Origin of the sequence: Streptomyces sp. NPDC008137 (genome assembly GCF_042957035.1) — a bacterium.
GTDB lineage: Bacteria > Actinomycetota > Actinomycetes > Streptomycetales > Streptomycetaceae > Streptomyces.
In genome coordinates, this window is the sequence record NZ_JBIBHN010000022.1 from 44,945 (window position 1) to 68,311 (window position 23,367).

20 protein-coding genes and 1 pseudogene are annotated in these 23,367 nt (G+C 71.1%); 6 read left to right on the top strand and 15 right to left on the bottom strand.

Annotated features, from left to right (window positions below):
* Positions 1–332: 332 nt before the first annotated feature.
* Complete coding sequence (locus ACFZBT_RS28565; protein ID WP_215120741.1) at positions 333–1,025, bottom strand: metal-dependent transcriptional regulator; 693 nt, start codon at positions 1,023–1,025, stop codon at positions 333–335.
* Between the two features lie 290 nt (positions 1,026–1,315).
* Here ACFZBT_RS28565 and ACFZBT_RS28570 point away from each other — a divergent pair, with 290 nt between their 5' ends.
* On the top strand, positions 1,316–2,071 hold the full coding sequence (locus ACFZBT_RS28570) for a sugar isomerase domain-containing protein (RefSeq protein ID WP_391109204.1): 756 nt from the start codon (positions 1,316–1,318) through the stop codon (positions 2,069–2,071).
* 24 nt (positions 2,072–2,095) lie between these two features.
* On the opposite strand, the gene ACFZBT_RS28575 is transcribed toward ACFZBT_RS28570, so the two are convergent.
* Positions 2,096–3,496 (bottom strand): PAS domain-containing protein, encoded by a 1,401-nt coding sequence (locus ACFZBT_RS28575; RefSeq protein WP_391109206.1) that lies wholly within the window; start codon positions 3,494–3,496, stop codon positions 2,096–2,098.
* A 462-nt stretch (positions 3,497–3,958) separates the two neighbouring features.
* Here ACFZBT_RS28575 and ACFZBT_RS28580 point away from each other — a divergent pair, with 462 nt between their 5' ends.
* Positions 3,959–4,432 (top strand): HIT family protein, encoded by a 474-nt coding sequence (locus ACFZBT_RS28580; protein WP_391109208.1) that lies wholly within the window; start codon positions 3,959–3,961, stop codon positions 4,430–4,432.
* Between the two features lie 51 nt (positions 4,433–4,483).
* Here the strand turns inward: ACFZBT_RS28580 and ACFZBT_RS28585 are convergent, their stop codons facing one another.
* Positions 4,484–5,584 (bottom strand): citrate synthase, encoded by a 1,101-nt coding sequence (locus ACFZBT_RS28585; RefSeq protein WP_391109211.1) that lies wholly within the window; start codon positions 5,582–5,584, stop codon positions 4,484–4,486.
* 284 nt (positions 5,585–5,868) lie between these two features.
* Between ACFZBT_RS28585 and pdxH the strand changes: the two genes are divergently transcribed.
* Positions 5,869–6,537: a pyridoxamine 5'-phosphate oxidase gene (pdxH, locus tag ACFZBT_RS28590; RefSeq protein ID WP_391109214.1), complete on the top strand. Its 669-nt coding sequence runs from the start codon at positions 5,869–5,871 to the stop codon at positions 6,535–6,537.
* Here the strand turns inward: pdxH and ACFZBT_RS28595 are convergent.
* From ACFZBT_RS28595 to ACFZBT_RS28620, 6 genes are all read right to left on the bottom strand, one after another.
* Positions 6,527–7,168, bottom strand: coding sequence for a TetR family transcriptional regulator (locus tag ACFZBT_RS28595; RefSeq protein WP_391109217.1), 642 nt, complete (start codon positions 7,166–7,168; stop codon positions 6,527–6,529). The two genes, pdxH and ACFZBT_RS28595, sit on opposite strands and share 11 nt — an antisense overlap.
* A complete protein-coding gene (locus ACFZBT_RS28600; protein ID WP_391109219.1) occupies positions 7,156–7,890 on the bottom strand; it encodes an enoyl-CoA hydratase family protein in 735 nt (244 codons plus the stop codon). The genes ACFZBT_RS28595 and ACFZBT_RS28600 overlap by 13 nt, the downstream gene beginning before the upstream one ends.
* The gene (locus tag ACFZBT_RS28605) at positions 7,887–9,455 is read right to left on the bottom strand and encodes an AMP-binding protein (protein WP_391109221.1); all 1,569 of its coding nucleotides are present in this window, start codon (positions 9,453–9,455) and stop codon (positions 7,887–7,889) included. Before ACFZBT_RS28605 ends, ACFZBT_RS28600 begins: the two co-directional genes overlap by 4 nt.
* A gap of 37 nt (positions 9,456–9,492) precedes the next feature.
* Positions 9,493–10,623 carry an acyl-CoA dehydrogenase family protein gene (locus ACFZBT_RS28610; RefSeq protein WP_391109223.1) on the bottom strand — a complete coding sequence of 377 codons (1,131 nt, stop codon included), beginning with the start codon at positions 10,621–10,623 and terminating at the stop codon, positions 9,493–9,495.
* A 68-nt stretch (positions 10,624–10,691) separates the two neighbouring features.
* Positions 10,692–12,542, bottom strand: coding sequence for a biotin carboxylase N-terminal domain-containing protein (locus tag ACFZBT_RS28615; RefSeq protein WP_391109226.1), 1,851 nt, complete (start codon positions 12,540–12,542; stop codon positions 10,692–10,694).
* Between the two features lie 11 nt (positions 12,543–12,553).
* Positions 12,554–14,179 (bottom strand): carboxyl transferase domain-containing protein, encoded by a 1,626-nt coding sequence (locus tag ACFZBT_RS28620; protein WP_391109229.1) that lies wholly within the window; start codon positions 14,177–14,179, stop codon positions 12,554–12,556.
* Between the two features lie 182 nt (positions 14,180–14,361).
* On the opposite strand from ACFZBT_RS28620, the pseudogene ACFZBT_RS28625 reads away from it, so the two are divergent.
* Positions 14,362–15,560: pseudogene (locus ACFZBT_RS28625) on the top strand (RNA-guided endonuclease InsQ/TnpB family protein).
* 35 nt (positions 15,561–15,595) lie between these two features.
* Here the strand turns inward: ACFZBT_RS28625 and ACFZBT_RS28630 are convergent.
* The 4 genes from ACFZBT_RS28630 to ACFZBT_RS28645 all read right to left on the bottom strand — a co-directional run bounded on the left by ACFZBT_RS28630 (position 15,596) and on the right by ACFZBT_RS28645 (position 19,382).
* On the bottom strand, positions 15,596–17,272 hold the full coding sequence (locus ACFZBT_RS28630; protein ID WP_391109232.1) for an acyclic terpene utilization AtuA family protein: 1,677 nt from the start codon (positions 17,270–17,272) through the stop codon (positions 15,596–15,598).
* Positions 17,269–18,063 (bottom strand): TIGR03084 family metal-binding protein, encoded by a 795-nt coding sequence (locus ACFZBT_RS28635; protein WP_391109235.1) that lies wholly within the window; start codon positions 18,061–18,063, stop codon positions 17,269–17,271. Before ACFZBT_RS28635 ends, ACFZBT_RS28630 begins: the two co-directional genes overlap by 4 nt.
* A 169-nt stretch (positions 18,064–18,232) precedes the next feature.
* Entirely contained in the window at positions 18,233–18,691 is a 459-nt protein-coding gene (locus ACFZBT_RS28640; protein ID WP_391109237.1) for a TIGR03618 family F420-dependent PPOX class oxidoreductase, read from the bottom strand.
* Between the two features lie 103 nt (positions 18,692–18,794).
* Complete coding sequence (locus tag ACFZBT_RS28645; RefSeq protein WP_391109240.1) at positions 18,795–19,382, bottom strand: hypothetical protein; 588 nt, start codon at positions 19,380–19,382, stop codon at positions 18,795–18,797.
* A gap of 84 nt (positions 19,383–19,466) precedes the next feature.
* On the opposite strand from ACFZBT_RS28645, the gene ACFZBT_RS28650 reads away from it, so the two are divergent.
* A complete protein-coding gene (locus tag ACFZBT_RS28650; RefSeq protein ID WP_391109242.1) occupies positions 19,467–20,156 on the top strand; it encodes an SUMF1/EgtB/PvdO family nonheme iron enzyme in 690 nt (229 codons plus the stop codon).
* A gap of 161 nt (positions 20,157–20,317) precedes the next feature.
* Positions 20,318–21,151, top strand: coding sequence for a phosphotransferase (locus ACFZBT_RS28655; RefSeq protein WP_391109244.1), 834 nt, complete (start codon positions 20,318–20,320; stop codon positions 21,149–21,151).
* 15 nt (positions 21,152–21,166) lie between these two features.
* Here ACFZBT_RS28655 and ACFZBT_RS28660 read toward each other — a convergent pair whose 3' ends face one another.
* Positions 21,167–21,376 carry a hypothetical protein gene (locus ACFZBT_RS28660; RefSeq protein ID WP_391109433.1) on the bottom strand — a complete coding sequence of 70 codons (210 nt, stop codon included), beginning with the start codon at positions 21,374–21,376 and terminating at the stop codon, positions 21,167–21,169.
* A 134-nt stretch (positions 21,377–21,510) separates the two neighbouring features.
* Positions 21,511–23,361 (bottom strand): peroxidase family protein, encoded by a 1,851-nt coding sequence (locus ACFZBT_RS28665; protein ID WP_391109247.1) that lies wholly within the window; start codon positions 23,359–23,361, stop codon positions 21,511–21,513.
* Positions 23,362–23,367: the final 6 nt, after the last annotated feature.

Below are 23,367 nucleotides of genomic sequence, written 5' to 3' on the forward strand. Positions count from 1 at the left end.
TGCCGAGGGGAGATCTTCAGCGGGAGGCGGACCGCTCGGGGAAACCGGTCCGTGGGGGATGACCTTGAGAGCTCGGGGCTCCAGGTCAGCACAGGGGAGGACAGGCCCCGGCGCCGCAAGGCGCCGGGGCCCTTCACATCTCCACGGCACATCCTCCCGCCCCCTCCCCTGCCGGGCGACATCGCTGTCAGGCCACGGCCAAGAGCCCTCAGGTCATATGCCTCACGCGACAGCGTCGCACGGGAAGCGGACGAGCGCTGCCATTCGACGGACTGAATCCCGGATACGACGGGATCACGCCAACACCACCGGCGCGGCCGCCCCGGCCGGGCTCAGGGCTTGGCGACGAACACGTGGGAGGCGACCTCCGACTCCAGCTCGGCCGCCTCGCCGCCGCTGCCCACCAGCACCCCGCCCGCCGACTCGGTCACGCTGACCACCGAGCCGGGCTGCACGCCCGCCCGCCGCAGCGTGTACATCAGCTGCGCGTCCGTCTGGATCGGCTCGCCGATCCGGCGCACCACGACCGTCTTGCCCTCGGCGCCCGGGTCGAGGGTCGCCAGCGACACCATTCCCTCGTCCAGGAACGGGTCGGCGCCGTCCTTCTCGCCGAGCTCCTCCAGACCCGGGATCGGATTGCCGTACGGCGACTCCGTCGGGTGCCGCAGCAGCTCCAGCACGCGGCGCTCCACGGCCTCGCTCATCACGTGCTCCCAGCGGCACGCCTCGGCGTGGACCTGCTCCCACTCCAGCCCGATCACGTCGACGAGCAGACACTCGGCGAGCCGGTGCTTGCGCATCACGCGCGTGGCGAGACGGCGGCCCTCGTCGGTCAGCTCCAGGTGCCGGTCGCTCGCGACGGACACCAGACCGTCGCGCTCCATCCGCGCCACGGTCTGGCTGACGGTCGGCCCGCTCTGGTCCAGCCGCTCGGCGATACGGGCGCGCATGGGGACCACACCCTCTTCCTCCAGCTCGAGGATGGTGCGGAGATACATCTCCGTGGTGTCGATCAGTCCGGACATACGTGCCCCTCGATGAGATCTGCCGGAGGCTGGACGGCTCACCGGCGCGTGCGCTGGCCCTGCACCCAATTCTGCCGGATACCACCGACAACCGTGCCGCCGGAGGGAAACCAGGGGATTGCGCGGCCCGGAGGAAGGGTACGAAGTTCTCCTTCGCGGGCCACGGAGCCCCGCGCGGCACCCTCGCCCCGGGCGCCACGACCGTATTGACACCGCACTGGTCCAGACCGCACCGTGATGCGCGACACGCGCCCCCGAGGCCATCCTGAGCCATCCCGAAGGGACCCCGTATGAGCGACCGCGCGCCGGCCGGCCAGTTCCTCGACGCCGCGATCGACCTGCTGAAGCGGGTCCGCGACGAGGAGGCCGACAGCGTCACGGCCGCCGGCACGCTCCTCGCCGACACCGTGGAGAACGGGGGTCGCCTCTTCGCCTTCGGCGCCGGGCACTCCTCCCTCGCCGCACAGGACCTCGTCTACCGCGCGGGCGGCCTCGCCCTCATGAACCTGCTCGCCGTGCCGGGCGTCGTCGGCGTCGACGTCATGCCCGCGCCCCTCGGCTCCGCCCTGGAACGCGTCGACGGCCTCGCGAGCGCCGTCCTGGACAGCTCCCCGCTCCGCGCGGGCGACGCCCTGCTGATCATCTCCCTGTCGGGGCGCAACGCCCTCCCCGTGGAGATGGCCATGAGCGCCCGTGCCCGGGGCATCCGGGTCATCGGCGTGACCTCGGTCGCCTACGCCTCGGAGACCGAGTCGCGGCACAGCTCGGGGACGTATCTGAAGGACCACTGCGACCTCGTCCTCGACTCGAAGATCGCCGTCGGCGACGCCGAACTCACCCTCGACAACGTCCCGGCCCCCTTCGCCCCCGCCTCCACGGTCGTCACCTCGGCCCTCCTCCAGGCCGTCATGGCCACCACGGCCGCCACCCTCGCCGACCGCGGCCTGGAGCCCCCGCTGCTGCGCTCGGGGAACGTCGACGGCGGGCACGACTGGAACGGCCGCGTGATGGAGCGGTACCGGGACCGGATCTTCTACCGGCACTGAGGCCCCCGGGCTTCGGGGCCGGTCTCACACCGGCGCGTCCGACAACCCCGCGAGATCGAGAGCCGCCGCGATCCGCACCGCCACGTCCTCCGCGTACATCGCGTCGGACCGCTCGAACGCGCTGCGCCCCGCCCCCCGCAGGAACGTCACCACACCCAGCGTCCGCCCCCGGCTGCGCAGCACCGCGCACAGGGCGTGCACCGCGTCCGGCGGCCACTGCCGGGCCTCGGCCCACAGCCGGGCCTCCTCGGGCGACGCGGACCCCGCACTCGCCCGCAGCGCGCCGACCCGCTCCACGCACTGCAGGGCCGGATGCCCCTCGGCGTACCGCGCGGGCAGCCCGGCGTGGCCGGAGAGCTTGCTCGGCCCCGGCGCGCCGGAGGGAGTGGCGGCGACCCTCACCAGCCGTACCGGCCCCTCGGTCTGCGCGTCGACCAGCGCGCCGCCCGCCACCCGGTCGATCAACGCGTGGTCGGCGAACCCGGCCAGGGCGAAGTCCAGGTGGACCGTCGCCGCCTCCGCCGGGTCCTCACACTCGGCGGCGGCCCGCGAGGCCCGGTGCAGCTGCTGCGTACGGAACCGCAGCAGCGACGCCTCCTGCTCGCTCTGCTTGGCCTCCGTCACGTCCTGGAACAGCCACCCCACACCCAGCGGCACCGGCTCCTCCGCGAGCGGCGAGGCCAGCCGTACGAAGCCGCTGCGCCAGCACCGCCGCCGCTCCCCCTCCGGCGTGCGCACGCCCACCCACACCTCGGCGGGCGCGGGCGGCGCGCCCTCGGCCAGCACATGCTGCAGCGCGCTCTCCAGCTCCTCCACGCCCTGCGACAGCAGATCCCCGAGCGGACGGCCGAGCGTGGACGTACGACCCGTGCCCAGCGCCTTGGCCGCGTGCGCGTTCACCACGGCCGGCCGCAGGTCGACGTCCACGAGCACGACGCCCCAGCTGGCGTCCTCGAACAGCGCCTCGCTGAGGGCGATCGACCGCTCCAGATCGATCTGCGCGTGCACCTCGCTGAAGGCGCAGTACACACCCGCCGGCTTCCCGTCGGTCCCTCGCACGGCCGCCGACTGGGTCCGTACGAGCACCCGCCCGCCGTCCTTCGTCAGCAACGCGAACTCGTTCACCTGCCGGCCCGGGGCGTGCATCGCGGACAGCAGCCGGCTCTCGACCTCCTCGGCGTCCGCGCTGCGCACCGCCCATCCGGCCAGGCCCCGCCGCCCCACGGCCTCGTCCGCGCTCCATCCGAGGATCCGCTCGGCCTCGCGGTTCCAGTGCGTCACGACACCGTCGGCGTCGAAGGCACACAGCGCCGCGTCCATCCCGTCCAGCAACGCGGCAAGCAGATCGGACCCGTCCGCCCCGTCCCGCTCGGGCTCGTCGGGCCCCAGCTCGTCGGTGGTCCCACTACGCCGGGAAGCACTCACCTGGACCCCCTGCAGGCTGCGTCCGCACGTACCGCACGTCGGTTCGCTACTTGCAATCATTCAACTGGAACGTGACCCAGCGCACACCGTGTTCCCGCAACATTGAAGGAATCGTTGTAGGAGGGCATTCCCCACGTCATCCGCCGACGAACCCCGTCTCCGGGGCGCGGCCCGGAGTCAAGGTCTCAGAAAAACGGTTGATGCGAGGCCGATCGGTTTTCTAGGGTTCCAGGTACACGAGAGAGGAGGTGGTTCGGCAGATGTATGAGAACCGGACGCGTGAGGTGGCTGCGGGCTAGCGGCCCGTCACCACACACAGTGCGGTGCCGGACCAGCGCGTGAGCGAAGCGCGCAGCCGGCCCAATCTCCAGCAGTCACCCGACCCGCGAGCCGCCGGTACGTCCGGCCGGCCCTCCTCAGGAGGACCAGGCTCGCGGGTCGTCTGCGTTTTCGGGGTGGTTCGTGGTGGGCGAATGGCGTGAGGACCGGGTCGGCAGTGCGCTGCGGGGTGAGAACCCGGCCGTGCTGCGGAGGCTGGACGCCGGGTTCGCGGCGATCGGGGACGTGCAGTTTCTGCCCGGCTACTCGGTGCTGCTGACCGACGATCCCGCGGTGGAGCGGCTGTCCGAGCTGCCGCGGGGCGAGCGGCTGGCGTTTCTGGCCGACATGGACCGGCTCGGGGAAGCCGTCGAGAGGGCTTGCCGACGGATGGAGACGGGGTTTCGGCGGGTCAATCTGGAGATCCTCGGGAACACCGACGCGTTTCTGCACGCGCATGTGTGGCCGCGTTACGAGTGGGAGCCGGCGGATCTCGTGCGGCTGCCCGTGTGGCTCTACCCGCGTGAGACGTGGGGCGAGGAGCGGTATGCGCTCGGTGCACGGCATGAGCCGCTGCGGGAGGCCATCGGTGAGGAGCTGGACCGGCTCACCGGGTGAGGCGTCCGCACGGCCTCACCCGGAGCAGGGTGAGGCCGCGCCCGGGTCGGCTCAGTGGGCGATGTCCCCGTAGCCCTCGATCTCGCGGGGGTCGCGGGTGCCCGGGCCGACGTAGCGGGCCGAGGGGCGGACCAGGCGGCCCGTGCGCTTCTGTTCGAGGATGTGGGCGGACCAGCCGGCCGTGCGGGCGCAGGTGAACATGGACGTGAACATGTGCGCCGGGACCTCGGCGAAGTCCAGGACGATGGCCGCCCAGAACTCGACGTTCGTGGCGAGGACCCGGTCGGGGCGGCGGGCGTGGAGTTCCGCGAGGGCCGCCTTCTCCAGGGCCTCGGCGACCTCGAAGCGGGGGGCGCCGAGTTCGCGGGCGGTGCGGCGCAGGACACGGGCGCGGGGGTCCTCGGCGCGGTAGACGCGGTGGCCGAAGCCCATGAGGCGCTCGCCCTTGTCGAGGGCCTGTTTCACGTAGGCCTCGGCGTCGCCCGTGCGCTCGATCTCCTCGATCATGCCGAGGACGCGGGAGGGGGCGCCGCCGTGCAGCGGGCCGGACATGGCTCCCACGGCGCCGGAGAGGGCCGCCGCCACGTCCGCGCCCGTGGACGCGATCACGCGGGCCGTGAACGTGGACGCGTTCATGCCGTGCTCGGCCGCGCTCGTCCAGTACGCGTCCACCGCCGCCACGTGCTTGGGGTCCGGCTCGCCGCGCCAGCGGATCATGAAGCGTTCGACGACGGACTGCGCCTTGTCGATCTCGCGCTGCGGGACCATGGGCAGGCCCTGGCCGCGGGCCGACTGGGCGACGTAGGAGAGGGCCATGACGGCGGCGCGGGCGAGGTCGGCGCGGGCCTGCTGCTCGTCGATGTCGAGGAGCGGCTTGAGACCCCAGACCGGGGCCAGCATGGCCAGGGCCGACTGGACGTCGACGCGGATGTCGCCGGAGTGGACGGGGATGGGGAACGGCTCGGCGGGCGGCAGGCCGGGGTTGAAGGCGCCGTCGACGAGCAGGCCCCAGACGTTGCCGAAGGAGACATGGCCGACGAGGTCCTCGATGTCGACGCCCCGGTACCGGAGTGCGCCGCCCTCCTTATCCGGTTCGGCGATCTCCGTCTCGAACGCGACTACTCCCTCGAGCCCGGGTACGAAGTCGGACATCAGGCGGCTCCTCGTGATGTAAGTGACAGATGGTGTCTGGTGGGGTGAGACGTGTGAACCATGTGTCAGTCAGCTTGCGAAGCGGGCGGCCGTCCGGGGGATCCACGGTCGTCGCGGCGACTCGCGGTCCTGGCCGGTCTCCCCTGTGATGCCCCGTGCGGCCGGCGGTCACCCAACCGGATCGGCATCAGAACGATATCCCCGAGTGCCACCGTTGGGGAGGGTTCACGGCACTCAGTGCCACGCAGTGACGAAGGACACCGTCCATACGGCAAGATGACCGGGTGACCGACCGCGACGCCGTCCCCTTCGATCTGGCCTCGATGCGCAAGCAGTACCGGGCCGAGGGGCTCTCCGAGACCGAGCTGGCCGCCACCCCCGTCGAGCAGTTCGCGCGCTGGTTCAAGCAGGCCGCGACGGACGGCGGGCTGTTCGAGCCGAACGCCATGGTCGTCTCGACGGCCGACGCCGAGGGGCGGATCAGCGCCCGTACCGTTCTGCTGAAGCACTTCGACGAGCAGGGCTTCGTCTTCTACACGAACTACGACTCCCGCAAGGCCCGCGACCTGGCGGAGAACCCGTACGTCTCGCTGCTCTTCCCCTGGCATCCGATGGCCCGGCAGGTCCTCGTCACCGGTGTCGCCCGGCGCACCGGCCGGGACGAGACGGCGGCGTACTTCCGGACCCGGCCGCACGGCTCCCAGCTCGGCGCGTGGGCCAGCGCCCAGTCCTCCGTCATCTCCACCCGCGCCGACATCGACGAGGCGTACGCCGAGCTGGCCGCCCGCTATCCGGAGGGCGAGCAGGTACCGGTCCCACCGCACTGGGGCGGCTTCCGGGTGGCCCCGCAGTCGGTGGAGTTCTGGCAGGGCCGCGAGAACCGGCTGCACGACCGGTTGCGGTACGTGGAGCAGGCGGACGGGAGCTGGCGGGTGGAGCGGCTCAGCCCGTAGCGGGGCCGGGCCTCGGAGCCTGCCCCAGCACCTCCTCCAGCACCCCCGCCCACTGCTCCACCACCCGCTCCCGGCGGGCCGTGTCGTCCGTGAGGAGGTTGGCGAGACCGAGGCCTCGGGCCATGTCGAGGAGGCCCTGGACCGTCTCGCGGACGCCGGGGACGGATTCGTCGGCGGCGAGGAGGTCGACCGCTATGCGGTGGGTCTCGCGGCCTACGCGGGATTCGAGTTCGGTGACGCGGGGGCGGAGCTGGTCCTCGTTGGAGGCGGCGACCCAGAGGTGGAGGGCGGCGCGGAAGAGGGGGCCGGTGTAGAGGTCGACCAGGGCGGCGACGACCGCGTGGCGGTCGCCGGACGCGCCGTCGGGGAAGAGGGCGCGCAGGGCGGTGGAGCGTTCCTCGGCGACGTACTCGACGGCCGCCGTGAAGAGGTCCTCGCGGGTCGGGAAGTGGTGCTGGGCGGCGCCCCGGGAGACGCCGGCGCGTTCGGCGACGACGGAGACCGTGGAGCCGGCCCAGCCGTGTTCGGCGAGGCAGGCCACGGCCGCTTCCAGGAGCCGCTGCCGGGTGGCCCGGCTCCGGTCCTGCTTGGGGACCCGCTCCGCACGTTCGGCCGTGCTCACACCACCCATGCCGCATCCCGTCGTTCGAGGAAGGCCGTCATCCCCTCGCGGGCCTGCGGGGAGGAGAACAGCCGGGCCGAGAGCGCGGTCAGGTCGGCGGCGTCCCGGTCGAAGGCTTCCAGCACCCTAGCCGTGAGCAGTCGTTTCGTCTCGGCCAGGGCGTCGGGGGATGACTTGCGCAGGCCGTCCAGGATGGGGGCCAGGGCCGTGTCGACGTCGGCGGCGTGGGTGGTGAGCAGGCCCGTCGCCGTCGCCTCCGCCGCGTCGAAGCGTTCGCCCGTGAGGTAGTAGCGGGCCAGGGCGCGCGGGTCGGTGCGTGGGAGCAGGGGCAGGGAGATGACCGCGGGGGCGACGCCGATGCGGACCTCGGTGAAGGCGAAGGTGGCCTCGGTGGAGGCGGCCGCGATGTCGCAGGCGGCGAGGAGGCCGAGGCCGCCCGCACGGACGTGGCCGGTGACGCGGGCGACGACCGGCTTGGGCAGTTCGATGATCTGCCGGAGCAGGTCGACCAGGGCGTCCGGGGGTGGTGGGTCCTTGAGGTCGGCTCCGGCGCTGAAGGTGTTGCCGGTGTGGGTGAGGACGACCGCGCGGACGCCGGTGTCCTTGCCGGCGTCGGTGAGGGCGTCGGCCAGCTCGGCGACCAGGGCGGCCGACAGGGCGTTGCGGTTGTGCGGTGAGTCGAGGGTGAGGGTCTCGACCGCACGCGCGCGTGTGCGGGTGACCGGGCTCATGCGCTCTCCCTGAGCTGTCGGCGGAGGATCTTGCCGGAGGCCGCGCGGGGGATGCCGACGATGAAGGTGACGTGCCGGACCCGTTTGTAGGGGGCGACGCGTTCGGCGACGAACATCATGATCTCGGCCTCCGAGAGGCCGGCGGCGGACGGCTGGCGGACCACGTAGGCGTGCGGGACCTCGTTGCCGTCGTCGTCGTACCTGCCGATGACGGCGGCGTCGGCGATGCCCGGGTGGGTGAGGAGGAGGGCCTCCAGTTCGGCGGGGGCCACCTGGAAGCCCTTGTACTTGATGAGCTCCTTGACGCGGTCGACGACGAACAGCCAGCCGTCGTCATTCACATGGCCGACGTCGCCGGTGTGCAGCCAGCCGTCGGGGTCGATCATCGCGGCGGTGGCGTCGGGGCGGCCGAGGTAGCCCTTCATGACCTGGGGGCCGCGGATGAGGATCTCGCCGGACTCGCCCGGTCCCAGGTCCTTTGCGGGGTCGTCGAGGGATACGACGCGCATCTCGGTGCCGGCGATGAGCTTGCCGACGGTTCCGGGCGGGGCGTCGCGCATCGCGGCCAGGGGGACGACGTGGGTGCCGGGCGACAGTTCCGTCATGCCGTAGGCCTGGCCGACGGGCGGCAGGCCGAGCCGCTGGGAGCAGGCGGCGGCGAGGCGGGCGTCCAGGGGTGCGGCGGCGCTGAGGATGTACTTCAGGGACGACAGGTCGTACTGGGCGACGGCCGGGTGCTTGGCGAGGGCCAGGACGATCGGCGGGGCCACGTAGAGGCCGGTGATGCGGTGGTTCTGGATGGCCGCGAGGAACTGTTCCAGGTCGAAGCGGGGCAGGACGACGACGGTGGCGCCCTTCCTCAGGGGCGCGTTCATCAGGGCCGTGAGGCCGTAGATGTGGAAGAACGGCAGGACGGCGAGGATGCGGTCGCCGGGGCCCGCGGGTATCGCCCCGTCGAGCTGGGCGAGGTTGGTGGCGATCTGCCGGTGGGTGAGCAGCACGCCCTTGGGGGTGCCGGTGGTCCCGGAGGAGTACGGGAGGGCCGCCACGTCCTCGGCGGGGTCGATGTCGATCACCGGCTCGGGGGCGGCGGAGGCCAGCATGTCGATCAGGGAACGGTGGCCCGTGGCACTGTCGCACACGAAGATCTCGCGTACGCCGCCCGCGAGTTCGGCGGCCCGGCGGGCGACGTCGAGCAGCGGTGAGACGGTGACGATCCAGCGGGCCGCCGAGTCCGTCAGCTGCTTGGCGAACTCCTGGGCGGTGGCGAGCGGGTGCACGGTGGTGACGGTGGCGCCCGCGCGCGTGGCGGCGTAGAAGGCGGTGGGGAAGGCGACGGTGTTGGGGCTGTGCAGGGCGAGGACGTCGCCCTTGCGCACCCCGGCCTCGGCGAGCCCGGCGGCGACGCGCCGGTGGAAGCGGTCCAGTTGCTCGTAGGAGAGGGTGGTGCCGTCGGTGCCGTCGATCAGCGCCGGGGAGCCGCCGAACTCGGCGGCCCGGGCGAGGACCGCGTCGTGGATGGGGAGGTCGACGGGCTGGACGTCTGCGTACTCGCTGCGGAACATGGCTGGTTCCTCCTCGCGCGGGCCGTCTTTGGCCGTCTCAGTACGACTTGGGCAGGCCCAGGGTCTGGTGGGAGACGTAGTTCAGAATCATCTCCCGGCTCACCGGTGCGATACGAGCCACGCGCGCGGCCGTTATCAGCTGCGCCAGGCCGTACTCGCGGGTGAGGCCGTTGCCGCCGAGGGTGTGCACGGCCTGGTCCACGGCCTTCACACAGGCCTCCCCGGCCGCGTACTTCGCCATGTTGGCGGCTTCCCCGGCGCCCGTGTCGTCACCCGCGTCGTACAGGTGGGCGGCCTTCTGTGTCATCAGGCGGGCGAGTTCCAGCTCGATGTGCGCCTGGGCGAGGGGGTGGGCGATGGCCTGGTGGGCGCCGATGGGGGTCTCCCAGACCTGCCGGTCGCGGGCGTACTCGACGGCTCGGGCGAGCGCGTGGCGGCCCATGCCGATCGCGAAGGCGGCCGTCATGACGCGCTCGGGGTTGAGACCGGCGAAGAGTTGCAGCAGGCCCGCGTCCTCGTCGCCGACGAGGGCGTCGGCGGGCAGCCGTACGTCGTCGAGGGTCAGCTCGAACTGCTTCTCGGCCGCGTGGAGTTCCATGTCGATGGGGCGGCGTTCGAACCCGGGGGTGTCGCGCGGGACGATGAACAGGCAGGGCTTGAGGCTGCCGGTGCGGGCGTCCTCGGTGCGGCCGACGATGAGGGTCGCGTCCGCGATGTCCACGCCGGAGACGAACACCTTGCGGCCGGTGAGGATCCAGTCGGTTCCGTCACGGTGAGCCGTGGTCGTGATGCGGTGCGAGTTGGAGCCGGCGTCGGGTTCCGTGATGCCGAAGGCCATGGTGCGGGTGCCGTCGGCGAGGCCGGGGAGCCAGTGCTGTTTCTGTTCCGCCGTGCCGAAGCGGGCGATGACCGTGCCGCAGATGGCGGGTGAGACGACCATCATCAGGAGCGGGCAGCCAGCGGCGCCGAGTTCTTCGAGGACGAGGGAGAGTTCGGTGATGCCGCCGCCTCCACCGCCGTATGCCTCCGGCAGATTGACGCCGAGGTAGCCGAGTTTTCCCGCCTCGGACCAGAGTGCCTCCCGGTCGTAGGTGCGGCCGTGGCGTTTGCCGAGTGCCGCTACGGCCGATCGGAGGGCCTTGTGTTCGTCGGTTTCGATCGTGGCCATGTGACTCCTTCGTCGTGGCTGGTCGCGCGCACGCGGCGGAGCCGCAAATTCGATGCGGCCCCGCGCCCCTAAGAGGTCTCCTTCACCACTGCCAGCAACATGCCCGGCTCCACCTGCTGTCCGGGTACGGCGTGCAGTTCGCTCAGCGTTCCTGTGGTCGGGGCCGTGATCTTGTGCTGCATCTTCATCGCTTCGAGCCAGAGGATCGGTTCACCGGCCTTGACGGGCGTTCCCGCGGTGAGGCCGTCGGCCACTCGGACGACCGTGCCGGGCATGGGGGCCAGGAGGGAGCCCGGGGCGTGCTGGGCCGTCGGGTCGGGGAAGCGGGGCAGGGACGTGAGGGTGGTGGTGTTGACGTAGAGGTGGCCGCCGTAGCGGGACACCTCGAACCGTCGCCGTACGCCGTCCACTTCGAGGATGACCAGACCGGCGTCTGCGTGTACGACGGTCACCCCGTCCGCCTCCAGGCCCGTGCGGGTGTGGTGGTAGTGGACCTCGTGTTCCTGGCCCGCCATCTCGTAGCGCTTGGTCTGCGGCTGTGAGGGGACGTTGCGCCAGCCGCCGAAGCGGGAGCGGGGGCCCGTGTGGGCGTCGGCGAGGGCCGCGGCCAGGGGGGCGTGCGGGTCGGGGGCGGGGGTGGTCAGGTCGGGCAGGTGGCGGTCGTAGAAGCCGGTGTCCATGCGGGCCGCGGTGAACTCGGGGTGGCGCAGGGAGCCGACCAGCAGGTCGCGGTTGGTGACGGGGCCGTGGATCACGGCCCGTTCCAGGGCGGAGGCGAGCTTACGGAGGGCCTCCGTGCGCGTGGGGGCGTGTGCCACGACCTTGGCGAGCATGGGGTCGTAGTGGACGCCGATGGTGTCGCCGTCGGTGTAGCCGCTGTCCAGGCGGACGCCCTCCGGCACGGACAGGCGGTGCAGGCGGCCGGTCTGCGGGGCCCAGTCGCGGGTCGGGTCCTCGGCGTACAGACGGGCCTCGACGGCGTGGCCACGCGCGCGTGGCGGGGCGTCGTCGAGGGGGTGGCCCTCGGCGATCCGGAGCTGTTCGGCCACCAGGTCGAGGCCGAAGACGGCCTCCGTCACGGGGTGTTCGACCTGGAGGCGGGTGTTCATCTCCAGGAAGTGCGCCCTGCCGTCGGCTACGAGGAACTCGACCGTTCCGGCGCCCACGTAGTCGACGGCCCTGGCGGCCCGTACGGCGAGGGTGCTCAGCTCCTGCCGGAGTTCTTCGGGGAGCCCGGGTGCCGGGGCCTCCTCGATCACCTTCTGGTGGCGGCGCTGGAGGGAGCAGTCGCGGGTGCCGAGCGGCAGGATCGTGCCGTGGGTGTCGGCGAGGACCTGGACCTCGACGTGGCGGCCGTTCTCCACGTACGGCTCGACGAAGACCTCGCCGTCGCCGAAGGCGCCGGCGGCCTCGGCGCGTGCGGCGGCCAGTTCGGCGTCCAGGTCAGCGAGTCGTCGTACGACGCGCATGCCGCGCCCGCCGCCGCCCGCCGCCGCCTTGACCAGCACGGGCAGGTCGGCTTCGGTGACGTCGCTGAGGGGCTGGATGCCCATGAGCTGCTTGGCGCGGGTCTTGGACGCCATCGCCTCGATCGCCTCGGGCGGCGGGCCGATCCAGAGCAGGCCCGCGTCCCGGACGGCCCGGGCGAAGGCGGCGTTCTCGGAGAGGAAGCCGTACCCGGGGTGCACGGCGTCCGCGCCGGCCGCGACGGCGGCCTTCACGATGAGGTCGCCGCGCAGATAGGTGTCGGCGGGCGCCTCCCCCGGAAGTCGTACGCTCGCGTCGGCCACGCGTGCGTGCAGGGCGCCCTCGTCGGCGTCCGAGTGGACGGCGACGGTGCGGATGCCCAGTTCACGGCAGGTGCGGAAGACCCGGCAGGCGATCTCGCCGCGGTTCGCCACCAGCAGAGAAGTGATCACGGAACAGTCCCTCACATCCGGAAGACGCCGAAGCCACCGCGTGCGCCCTCGAACGCCGCCGTGTGGATGGCCGACAGGCACAGGCCGAGGACGGTGCGGGTGTCGCGCGGGTCGATGACGCCGTCGTCGTACAGCCGCCCGGACAGGAACATCGGCAGGGACTCGGACTCGATCTGCTGCTCCACCATGGCGCGCAGCGCGGCGTCCGCCTCCTCGTCGTACGGCTGTCCCTTCGCCGCCGCCGACTGCCGGGCGACGATCGACAGCACGCCCGCGAGCTGCTGGGGGCCCATGACGGCCGACTTGGCGCTGGGCCAGGCGAAGAGGAAGCGGGGGTCGTAGGCCCGGCCGCACATGCCGTAGTGGCCGGCGCCGTAGGAAGCGCCCAGCAGGACGGAGATATGGGGGACGCGGCTGTTGCTGACCGCGTTGATCATCATCGCGCCGTGCTTGATGATGCCGCCCTGTTCGTACTCCTTGCCGACCATGTAGCCGGTGGTGTTGTGCAGGAAGAGCAGCGGGATGTCGCGCTGGTTGGCGAGCTGGATGAACTGGGCGGCCTTCTGGGACTCCTCGCTGAAGAGGACCCCCCGGGCGTTGGCGAGGATGCCGACCGGATAGCCGTGCAGGGCGGCCCAGCCGGTGGTCAGGCTCGTGCCGTAGAGCGGCTTGAACTCGTCGAAGTCGGAGGCGTCGACGACGCGGGCGATGACCTCGCGCGGGTCGAAGGGGCTCTTCAGGTCGCCCGGGACGATGCCGAGGAGCTCGTCGGCGGAGTACTTGGGAGGCTCGGCCGGGCCCGGATCGGCGTACGCCTTGCGGTGGTTGAGGCGGGCGACCACGCGCCGGGCCTGACGGAGCGCGTCGGGCTCGTCGACGGCGAAGTAGTCGGCCAGGCCGGAGGTGCGCGCGTGCATCTCGGCGCCGCCCAGCGACTCGTCGTCGCTCTCCTCGCCCGTGGCCATCTTGACCAGCGGCGGGCCGCCCAGGAACACCTTCGCCCGCTCCTTGACCATGATCACGTGGTCGGACATGCCGGGGATGTAGGCGCCGCCGGCGGTGGAGTTGCCGAAGACGACGGCGACGGTCGGGATGCCGGCCGCCGACAGCCGGGTCAGGTCCCGGAAGATCGCGCCCCCGGGGATGAAGATCTCCTTCTGGGACGGCAGATCCGCTCCGCCGGACTCCACCAGGCTGATGCAGGGCAGCCGGTTGGCGAGGGCGATGTCGTTCGCGCGCAGGGCCTTCTTCAGCGACCAGGGGTTGCTCGCTCCCCCGCGCACGGTCGGGTCATTGGCGGTGATCAGGCACTCCACGCCCTCGACGACACCGATGCCGGTGACGAGGGACGCGCCGACGGCGTAGTCGCTGCCCCAGGCGGCCAGCGGGGACAGCTCCAGGAACGGCGTGTCGGGGTCGAGAAGCAGCTCGATGCGCTCGCGGGCGAGGAGCTTGCCGCGTTTCCGGTGCCGCGCCACGTACTTCTCGCCGCCGCCCGCGAGGGCCTTGGCGTGCTCGGAGGTCAGCTCGTCCAGTTTGGCGAGCATCGCCTCCCGGTTCGACTGGTGGTCGGGGCTGTCGGTATCCAGGGTGGAGTAGAGGATCGTCACTGTTCGCCTCCGAAGGTGCCCTGGCATGGAGCGCCCAAACGGCGCGCCCGGCGACACGCAGAAGGGTGAACACGCGTGCCACATTTCACTAGTTGGAGTTGTGGGTGCGGAATTACGGCACAGGCGTACAGGCATCGCACATACGGTCTGACGACAGAGGCCGCGTGATACGGGCGGGCGGGGCCGGGCGGGAACAGGGAGGTGCCGACATGGCGGCGGGAGAAGCAGACGGGGCGGGGCCCGCTCGATATACGTACCGCCTGCGGGTGTCGGCCACTGCTTGTACTGCGCTGCTGGCGGAGTGGGGTCGCTGCCGATGGATCTGGAACGAGTGCGTGTCGCGCTCGAAGAAGGCCCATATGGAGGGGGAGGAATGCGGTCCGGCACGGCTGGACCGGATGCTGACCGAGGCCCGCGCCATCACACCCTGGTTGGCCGAGGGAGCCTCGGTTCCGCAGCAGCAACTGATCCGAGACTTTGGTAAGTCCCGCGCGAAAGCCCTCAAAGACATCAGGAAGCGGCTGCCAACGCGGCTGCGGGCCGGAATGCCGGGCTACAAGAAAAAACACGAGGCCGATCCGAGTCTGAACTACACCCGCCGCGGCTTCCGACTCAAGGGCGGCCGATTGCACCTGGCGGGCGGGATCGTGCTGACTGTGGTGTGGTCGCGGGAGTTGCCTGCCGAGCCCTCGTCCGTGCGGGTGTACCGGGACTGCCTTGGCGACTGGTACGCCTCGTTCGTAGTCCCCACCTGGATCGAGCCGCTGCCTGAAACCGGCCGGGTAATCGGGGTGGACTGGGGTGTGAAGGAGATCGCGACCACTACCTCGGACACCCACGACCTGCTCCACCCCGGGCATGGCAAGAAGGTGAAGAAAGAGCTGTCCAGGTACGACCGGATGATGGCCAGACGCAGGCCCGCCAAGGGACGGGGGGCGTCGAAGGGCTACCGGGAGGCGAAGAAATGGCGGGCGAAGACATACCAGAAGATCGCCCGGCAGCGGCAGGACGCGGCCCGCAAGTGGGCGAAGAAGGTCGTGCGCGATCATGACGCCATTGCTGTCGAGGACTTCCGGCAAAGTTCCTCGCTAGAACGAGCATGGCGCGCAAGGCAGCGGACGCAGCGATCGGCACCACGAAGAAGGCCCTGATCGAGATGAGCCGCAAGCACGGACGGGACATCCGCCTCGTCCACCCCGCGCACACCACCATGGAATGCGCATCGTGCGGAGCGAGAACCAAGCACGCACTCCCCCTTTCGGAACGTACTTACACCTGCGCCGCGTGCGGAGCCGTGTCCCCCCGGGACAAGAACTCTGCTCACGTGATGTTGGTCCGGGCTGGTCTGACCCCGGCTGGTGTTGAGGGCGTAAGACCTCTTCGAGCGCTGCTCCAAAAGGCCGCCTGAGTCAGAAATTTCCCTGAAATTAGAAGGGAAAGCAGTCAAAGCAGGGCCTCCGGTATGTCCAGGTGGCGGGAGCGCAGCCATTCGCCGAGGGCCTTGGCCTGCGGGTCGAAGCGGTGCTGGGCCGCGACGCCCGCGCCGAGGATGCCCTCGACGACGAAGTTCAGGGCGCGGAGATCGGGCAGGAGGTGCCGGGTGACGTCGAGCCCGCGGCTCTCGGGGATCAACTCCTGGAATCGTTCGGCCGTCAGCTCGTGCGCGAGCCAGCGCCAGGCTTCGTCCGTTCGGGCCCACACCCCGACGTTGGCGTTGCCGCCCTTGTCGCCGCTGCGGGCACCCGCGACGAGGCCGAGAGGGGCGTGCCGGGTGGGGCCGGGTGGCAGCGGGGCCGGGAGCGGGGGGTCGGGTAGCCGGTTGAGTACGAGGGTGTCGTGGGGCGGCGGCACATGGACTCCGCGCCCACCATCCAGGACGGCTACATGGTCGACGGCCCCATGGGGGACGTACACATCCTCGAAGACCCCATAGGGCGAGCCCTTCCCCGGTGGGGCCAGCACATGGAAACCGGGATAACTGGCGAGCGCCAGCTCCACGGCCGCCCCGCTCAGCGCCCGCCCGACGGTCTCCTGGTCCGGGTCCCGTACGACGAGCCGCAGCAGCGCGCTCGCGAGCTCTTCACTCGGGGCGTCGGCCCGGTCCGTGCGCACGAGGTCCCAGCGCACGTCGGCGATCTTTCCGAGGGAGGGTTCCAACTGCTCCCGTACCAGCGCGGCCTTGGCCTCGATGTCGAGGCCGGTGAGCACGAAGACCACCTCGTTGCGGAAGCCGCCGAGTTTGTTGAGCCCGACCTTGAGGGTGGGCGGGGGCGCCTCCCCGCGCACGCCGTCGATCCGCACCCGGTCGGGCCCGTCCTGGCCGAGCCGTACGGTGTCCAGCCGGGTGGTGACGTCGGGCCCCGCGTACCGGGCACCGGCCGTCTCGTACAGCAACTGGGCGGTGACGGTGCCGATGTCGACGAAGCCGCCGGTGCCGGGGTGCTTGGTGATGACGCAGCCGCCGTCCTCGTGCAGCTCGGCGAGCGGGAAGCCGGGGCGTCTCAGGTCGGCGTCGTTCTCGTGGAAGAAGGCGTAGTTGCCGCCGGTGGCCTGCGTTCCGCACTCCAGGACGTGCCCGGCGACGACGGCACCCGCGAGCCGGTCGTAGTCCGTCTCGCTCCACCCGAAGCGGGCGGCGGCGGGCCCGGTGACGAGGGCCGCGTCGGTCACCCGGCCCGTGACGACGACGTCGGCGCCCGCTCGCAGACACTCCGCGATGCCGAACCCGCCGAGGTAGGCGTGGGCGGCGAGGCTGCCCGGGTGGTGGGAGGTGAGGTCGTCGCCCTCCACATGTGCGACGCGTACGGGGATGCCGAGCCGGTCGGCCAAGTGCCGTACGGCATCGGCGAGTCCGGCCGGGTTGAGCCCGCCGGCGTTGCTGACGATCCTGACACCCCGCTCGTGGGCGATCCCCAGGCAGTCCTCCAGCTGCCGCAGGAACGTGCGGGCGTATCCGGCGGCCGGGTCCTTCAGCCGGTCGCGGCCGAGGATCAGCATCGTCAGCTCGGCGAGGTAGTCGCCGGTGAGGACGTCGAGTTCGCCGCCGGTGAGCATCTCGCGCAGGGCGTCGAAACGGTCGCCGTAGAAGCCGGAGGCGTTGCCGATGCGCAGCACCGTCATGAGGTGGCCTTCTTCGGCGGGCGTCCGCTGCCCGGCGGTCCGGCGAAGGCTTGGGCGAGGTCCAGCCAGCGGTCGGCGTCGGGGCCGTCGGGGCGCAGGGCGAGGTCGGCGCGGTGGGCGCGCTGGGTGACCAGGAGGCAGAAGTCGAGGGCGGGGCCGGTGACGCGTTGCGGGGCGTCCTCGGGGCCGTACGCCCACAAGTCGCCGGAGGGTGCGCGGAGCTCCACGCGGAAGGGGTCGGCCGGCGGAGTCAGCCCATGCACGCTGTAGGCGAAGTCCCGGGTCCGTACCCCGAGCCAGGCCACATGCCGCAGCCGGTCGGTGGGTGGGCGCACCACACCCAGGGCGTCGGCCACGTCCCGTCCATGGGCCCAGGTCTCCATGAGACGGGCCGTGGCCATGGACGCTGCCGACATGGGTGGGCCGTACCAGGGGAAGCGCGCCTTGGGCGGGGCGGCCCGCAGCGCCTTCTCCAGTGCCGTACGGCCCTCACGCCACCGCGCGAGCAGTTCGGCGGGCGGGAGCGCGGCGCCTTCCTCGGCGCCCTCGTCGACGAAGGAGCCCGGTGCGGTGAGGGCCTTCTCGACCAGGGCGCGGAAGCCGTCGGCGTCCGTGACGGCGAGCAGGGCCGAGCGGTCGGTCCAGGCGAGGTGGGCGATCTGGTGGGCGACGGTCCAGCCGGGGGCGGGGGTCGCGAGCGCCCAGCGCGGCTCGCTCCCCCCGGCCACGAGTCCGTCGAGTTCCTCGCTCTCCTCGCGCAGGTCGTCGATCACGGACGTCGGATCGGACACGGGCGCTCCCCTCGGGGCACGGCGGTGTGCGGGTGGTGCGGGGTGGTGCCGGGTACGGGGTGGTGCGGCGTGCTGAGGAGCATGGCAGCGGGGGCAGAAACAATCAAGCGTGCTTGCATGAAAAAGGAGGAGTGACCGGCCGGGGCCCGGACAGGTGCCCCCGGTCGGCCTATCCGTCGATGTCGAGCGCCGTCCCGTACAGCCGGTCCACCCTCAGCCTGACGACCACCCGGCGCTCGGCGACCAGCTCCTCCAGGAACGCGGTCTCGTCCTCCGGCCTCGCGCCCTGCGGGATCATCCCGAGCAGCTCTCGCCCGACCGCGTCACCGGGAACCGTCGTGGCCTCGGAGACCTCGGCCTCCCCCTCCGCGACGGCGAACGACCAGACGTCACCGCCCTGCACGTGCAGCGCCGCACGCGGGTCGCGTCTCAGATGCTTGACCTTGACGCGCTCGGCCGTCGTCGAGAACCGCACGATGCGTGCCTCGGGGTCCCAGCTGTAGACCATGGTCGTCAGGTGGGGACGGCCATCGCGCTTGACGCTGGCGAGCGTGCCGAACTGCTGCTTGCCGAGGAGGCCGGAGAGGGCTTCGTCGGAGAGGGGGCGGGGAGCCGGGCGTTGAGTCATGGACGAGTCAACTGCGGTGTCAGCGCGAATATTTCGGCCTTGAGAACCAGCCCGGCGTCCGTGTCCCTGAGACAGTGCGCCCGCTTGCCGACGTTCACGGCTGTCAGTTGAAGATGTCCAGGAAATCCAGCCGCGAGCCTGCGTCGCCGGCAGGGCGCGACCGCGTCGGGCGCGGCTCCGGGTAGGTCTCCGTCGCCGCCCTCGCGCGGACGATGTCGGGCCCGCCGCACGCCTCGATCGCGAAGGCGCCGAAGACCTTGGCGAACGCGGCCGGGTCACGGAACTCCACGCCGAACGCCCGGCCGTCCAGCAGCGGTATCCACACCACCCGGTCGAGCCGTGCCCAGTCCGACACCGGCTGGTCGTCCGCGGTCGACCGCCCCTCCAGCCACAGCCGTGCCACGTGCAGCAGGTTCACGTTCTCCATCGGCAGTCGCTTGCGCCGCACCCGCAGTTCACGCGTTGTCAGCTCGACGCGCTGGTCCTTCTTCGAGTACCAGACGACGCCGATCCCGCACGGCACCCACAGCAGGACCCCGGTCAACGGCCAGACCAGAGCGTCCCCCCACGACCGGATCAGTCCGCCGTCCAGCAGGGCCAGGGCCCCGAAGACCAACGCCCACTTCGCCGTCATCCGCCAGAATCCGGTGCCCTGCCGGTACAGGACCCGCTGCTTCCCCGTCATCGCCATGCCCGCACGCCATCCGCCATCCGCCGCCCGCAGCGGGAGCGTCACCGGTACGGCGGCAGTGATCTGCGGATAGGCTCCCCCCACATGGGAGTTGGCGTAGGCGTGGGAAACGGGATGGTCGCCGTCCCGGCCGGGACGGTGACGCTGTCCGACCGGCGGACGCGGCGGAGTTGGACGACCGAGGTCGGGGCCTTCCGGATGGCGGCCTTCCCTGTCACCCAGGAGTTGTACGCCCAGGTCACCGGTGAGCGGCCCAGTACCGCTCGGGGGGAGCGGCTGCCTGTCGAGGGCGTTTCGTGGTGGGACGCGGTCGCCTTCTGCAACGCCCTCTCGGTGGCGGAGGGGCTGACACCCGCGTATCGCATGCTCGGCGAGGCCGAGGCCGTCGAGTGGGACGGCTCCGCCGACGCGTACCGGCTGCCGACCGAGGCCGAGTGGGAGTACGCCTGCCGGGCCGGGAGTGCGGGGCCGCGTTACGGCCCGCTCGACGAGGTCGCCTGGTATCGGGGGAACTCGGGCGAGCGGGTCCACGCCGTGGGTCGGAAGCAGGCCAACGCGTGGGGGCTGTACGACATGCTGGGCAATGTCTGGGACTGGTGCTGGGACCTCTACGACGCCGAGGTCTACGGGACGTACCGGGTGTTGCGGGGCGGGGGCTGGTCCGACGAGCACTGGAGTTGCCGGGCCTCGGTGCGGCGTCGTAGTCATCCGACGTTCAGGATCGACGACGTGGGGTTCCGCGTCGCGCGCTCAGGGGTGGGTGGGTGTCGGTGAGTGGCGGGCGGTGGGGTGAGCGCCGTGAGTGAGCTGGGACGGGTTCCTGATTCCGCCGGAGGCGTGGTGGTGCGGACACGCCGCCGAGGCGTGCGCGGCCGTGCTCGCCTGGTTCGGCGTGTGGTCCTCGGTCACGCCAAGAGGAAAAGAGGCAGGCGACCATGAAGGCGCCAGAAGTTCAGCGTGCGATGGCCACGGCCATGTCGACCGCCTCGGCGCTCGGCCTGGCAGCCGACGACGCGATCGTTCTTCATGACTCGAACAAGCTCACCCTGCGTCTGCTGCCCTGTGACGTGCTGGCCCGGGTGGCACCCGTAGCGGAGCAGATCGCCGAGTTCGAGGTCGAGCTGGCTCGGCGGCTCGCCGAAGCCGGGTGTCCGGTCGCCGCTCTGGAACCGCGAGTGGAGCCACGCCCGTATGAGCGAGACGGCTTCGTCATCACGCTGTGGACCTACTACGAACCCGCGACGCCGCGCGAGGTCCCACCCGCCGACTACGCTCACGCGCTCGCACGCCTGCATGCCGGCATGCGCGAACTCGACGTTCCGACACCGCACTTCACGGACCGGGTCGAGCAGGCTCAGCGCCTCGTGGCGGACCCCGACCGCACTCCGGAGCTCTCCGACGCGGACCGGGAGCTACTGAGCGACACGCTGCGAAGTCTGAGCCGGGCGATCGGCGAGCACGGCGGCGCCGAGCAGTTGCTGCACGGCGAACCGCACCCGGGCAACCTGCTCAGCACGGGGAACGGGCTGCTGTTCATCGACCTGGAGACGTGCTGCCGTGGGCCCGTCGAATTCGACCTCGCCCATGCGCCCGAGGATGTCGGCGAGCACTATCCGGGGGTCGATCAGGAGTTGCTGCGCCAGTGCCGGATCCTGGTGCTGGCGGTGATTTCGGCGTGGCGCTGGGATCGAGACGACCAGCTTCCGAACGGGCGGCGGCTGGGTGAGGAGTGGCTCGGCCGGATACGGGCAGCGCGCGAGTCCTGGTAGTGCTTGCCGGGCGCGTCACGCCGCGGACGTCGGGTCCACCGTCGCCTGGTGGGCCTCCGCCAGGTGTTCCTCCGCCTTCAGCCAGGGCAGGAACTGCGTGCCTCTGCGCCAGCCGCAGGTGGAGCACCTGATCGTGCGCTGCACACCCGTGCGCCGCACCCGCACCACGTGCTCCCGGCCGTGCTGGTCCCAGCGGCTGACCTTGCTGGTGTCGATCTGCGCCACGACGTCTCCCGCGTCCAGGATCCGGCGGATCCGGGCTGCTCGCAGCAAGGAGTGTGCGGCGAGACCGACATCAACAGGGCTCTGCCCGGCAGCCGGTTGTCCAGTTGTGAGACGCGTGGCGCAGGGTGATGTCGTCAACCGCCCGTGCCGGACTGTGCCGTGTGCCATGGCACAAACGCGTTGCTCAGCCCCGCCAGGGCCGGGCGCAGCTCCGGGTGGTGCCGGAGGATCACCGTGGCCATGGTGTTGTCGTCGATCCAGGCCATCCCGGCCTTGGAGTACACCTCCGGCGTGTAGTACGAGGTGAAGAAGCGGTCACTGCTCAACCTGACCGAAGCCATCAGGATGAAGATGCGGAACGCGGTGTTGCTGAAGGTGAACCCGGCCGGAAGCCTCTCGGCGTACATGCCGACCGTCAGGTCGACCTTCTCGATGTCGTTCCCGTACAGCCGCTTGATTTCCTCGGCCCACTCCGGATCGTCCGTCAGATCCTCGAAGCTCGCCGCTGGCTTCATCCTCAGAAGCCGGCGGAACTCGTTGTAGCGGGGGACGCCCAGCTCCCGGCTGCGCAGGATGTCGGTGGCGGCGAGGTCCTGCAGGTGCCCGTCGGGGCGCTGGAACTCCTGGAGGAACTTCGGGAAGTTGTGCAGGGTGACCAGACCCGGGTGGAGCGTGCCGAAACTGTAGAGCAGGTCGGCCATGCTCGTGGTCTCGAGGACCTTCAGCGCCTCGGGTCCGGAGATGTCGCGCAAAGTGCAGTGGCGCAGGGTCTCGTTGTCGACAGCGGAGCGCAGGTGCCAATCGTCGCGGATCAGCGGATGCATACGGTAGATGGCCACGAACTCCTCGGTGAGGGCGAACGGAGCCCCGTAGTGATCCGTCTCGGCGCCGGGGATGCCGCTGATGAGCTCGCTGCCACTGATCCGGCCGAGAAGGTCGTGGACGCGTTCCCCCGCGAGGCCCCACCAATTGGTCTGCAGGGCCTTGACGGTCGTGGGATGACTGATCACAGCCGGCGTCCACTCCACGGTGTGGATCTTGGCGATGAGTGCGGAGTTGACGAGCCGCGCCCGCTGGAACAGCTCCTCGTCGTCCCAGGACGGATACGCGGCATGCAAGTGGTCGCAGATGGCGTTGTGTTCCTGGGCGAACAGGTTCTGCATGAGCACCAGGCCCAGCCAGAAGCCGGGCACCCGCGAAGGGTCGCGAGAGGGGTCTGGGAACGGGGTCTGCTCGTCGTCCCACAGCCGCAGCCTGCCCAGCTCACCGGTGCGCAACTGGCGTTGCTCCGCGTCACTCGACCCGTAGACCTGCGACGCGTCCCACCAGTGGGAGGAGACGTTGACGCGTGTGTCGGGCATGTCGGCACCCGCCCGTGGGTCCCGGGTCGGGTCGTCGGGTGTCCGCATGATCCGCATCGGGCGCTCCGGCCAGGGATCGTCGTCCATGAGGGGCACTTCCCATGGCCGGTCCTCAGGACTCGTGCCGTGGCTGAACCAGTCGCGGATCATGAACTGCAGCCAGGTGGAGATGAGGGAGTTCACCGACTCGGCCGGGATCAACTCGTGGCGGGTGAGCAGGGCCCGGCTGACCTCGCGCGGGTTGGGCCGGGAGAGAATGTCCTCGGGCGTGGCCGACGGGATCCTGTCCAGCGGGAAGTTGCGGTTGAAGCGTGTGCCCGCCATGCCCGTCCGGGGCGCGTCGAGGTTGTTGAAGCTGCCGTCGGCGCTTCGATTGACCTTGTGTTGCTCGGACTTCGGCCCGGGATCGGGAAGGTTGACCGAGGGCAGGTGCGTGGTGTCGTGGAGGTTCTCCTGACGGAGCCTCACGCGCAGTCCGTAGAGGACCGCCAGGCCCGGAAGCACGGCCAGCTTGTCCCAGCCGATGCGCCGGTCGACGTACTCGGCGAGGTCGCCGGCGATTCTCCCCGCGAGAGACGCGAATGCGGAGCGGGAGCGGTGGAAGAGGGAGCGTCGTGTGCTCATGGTGGT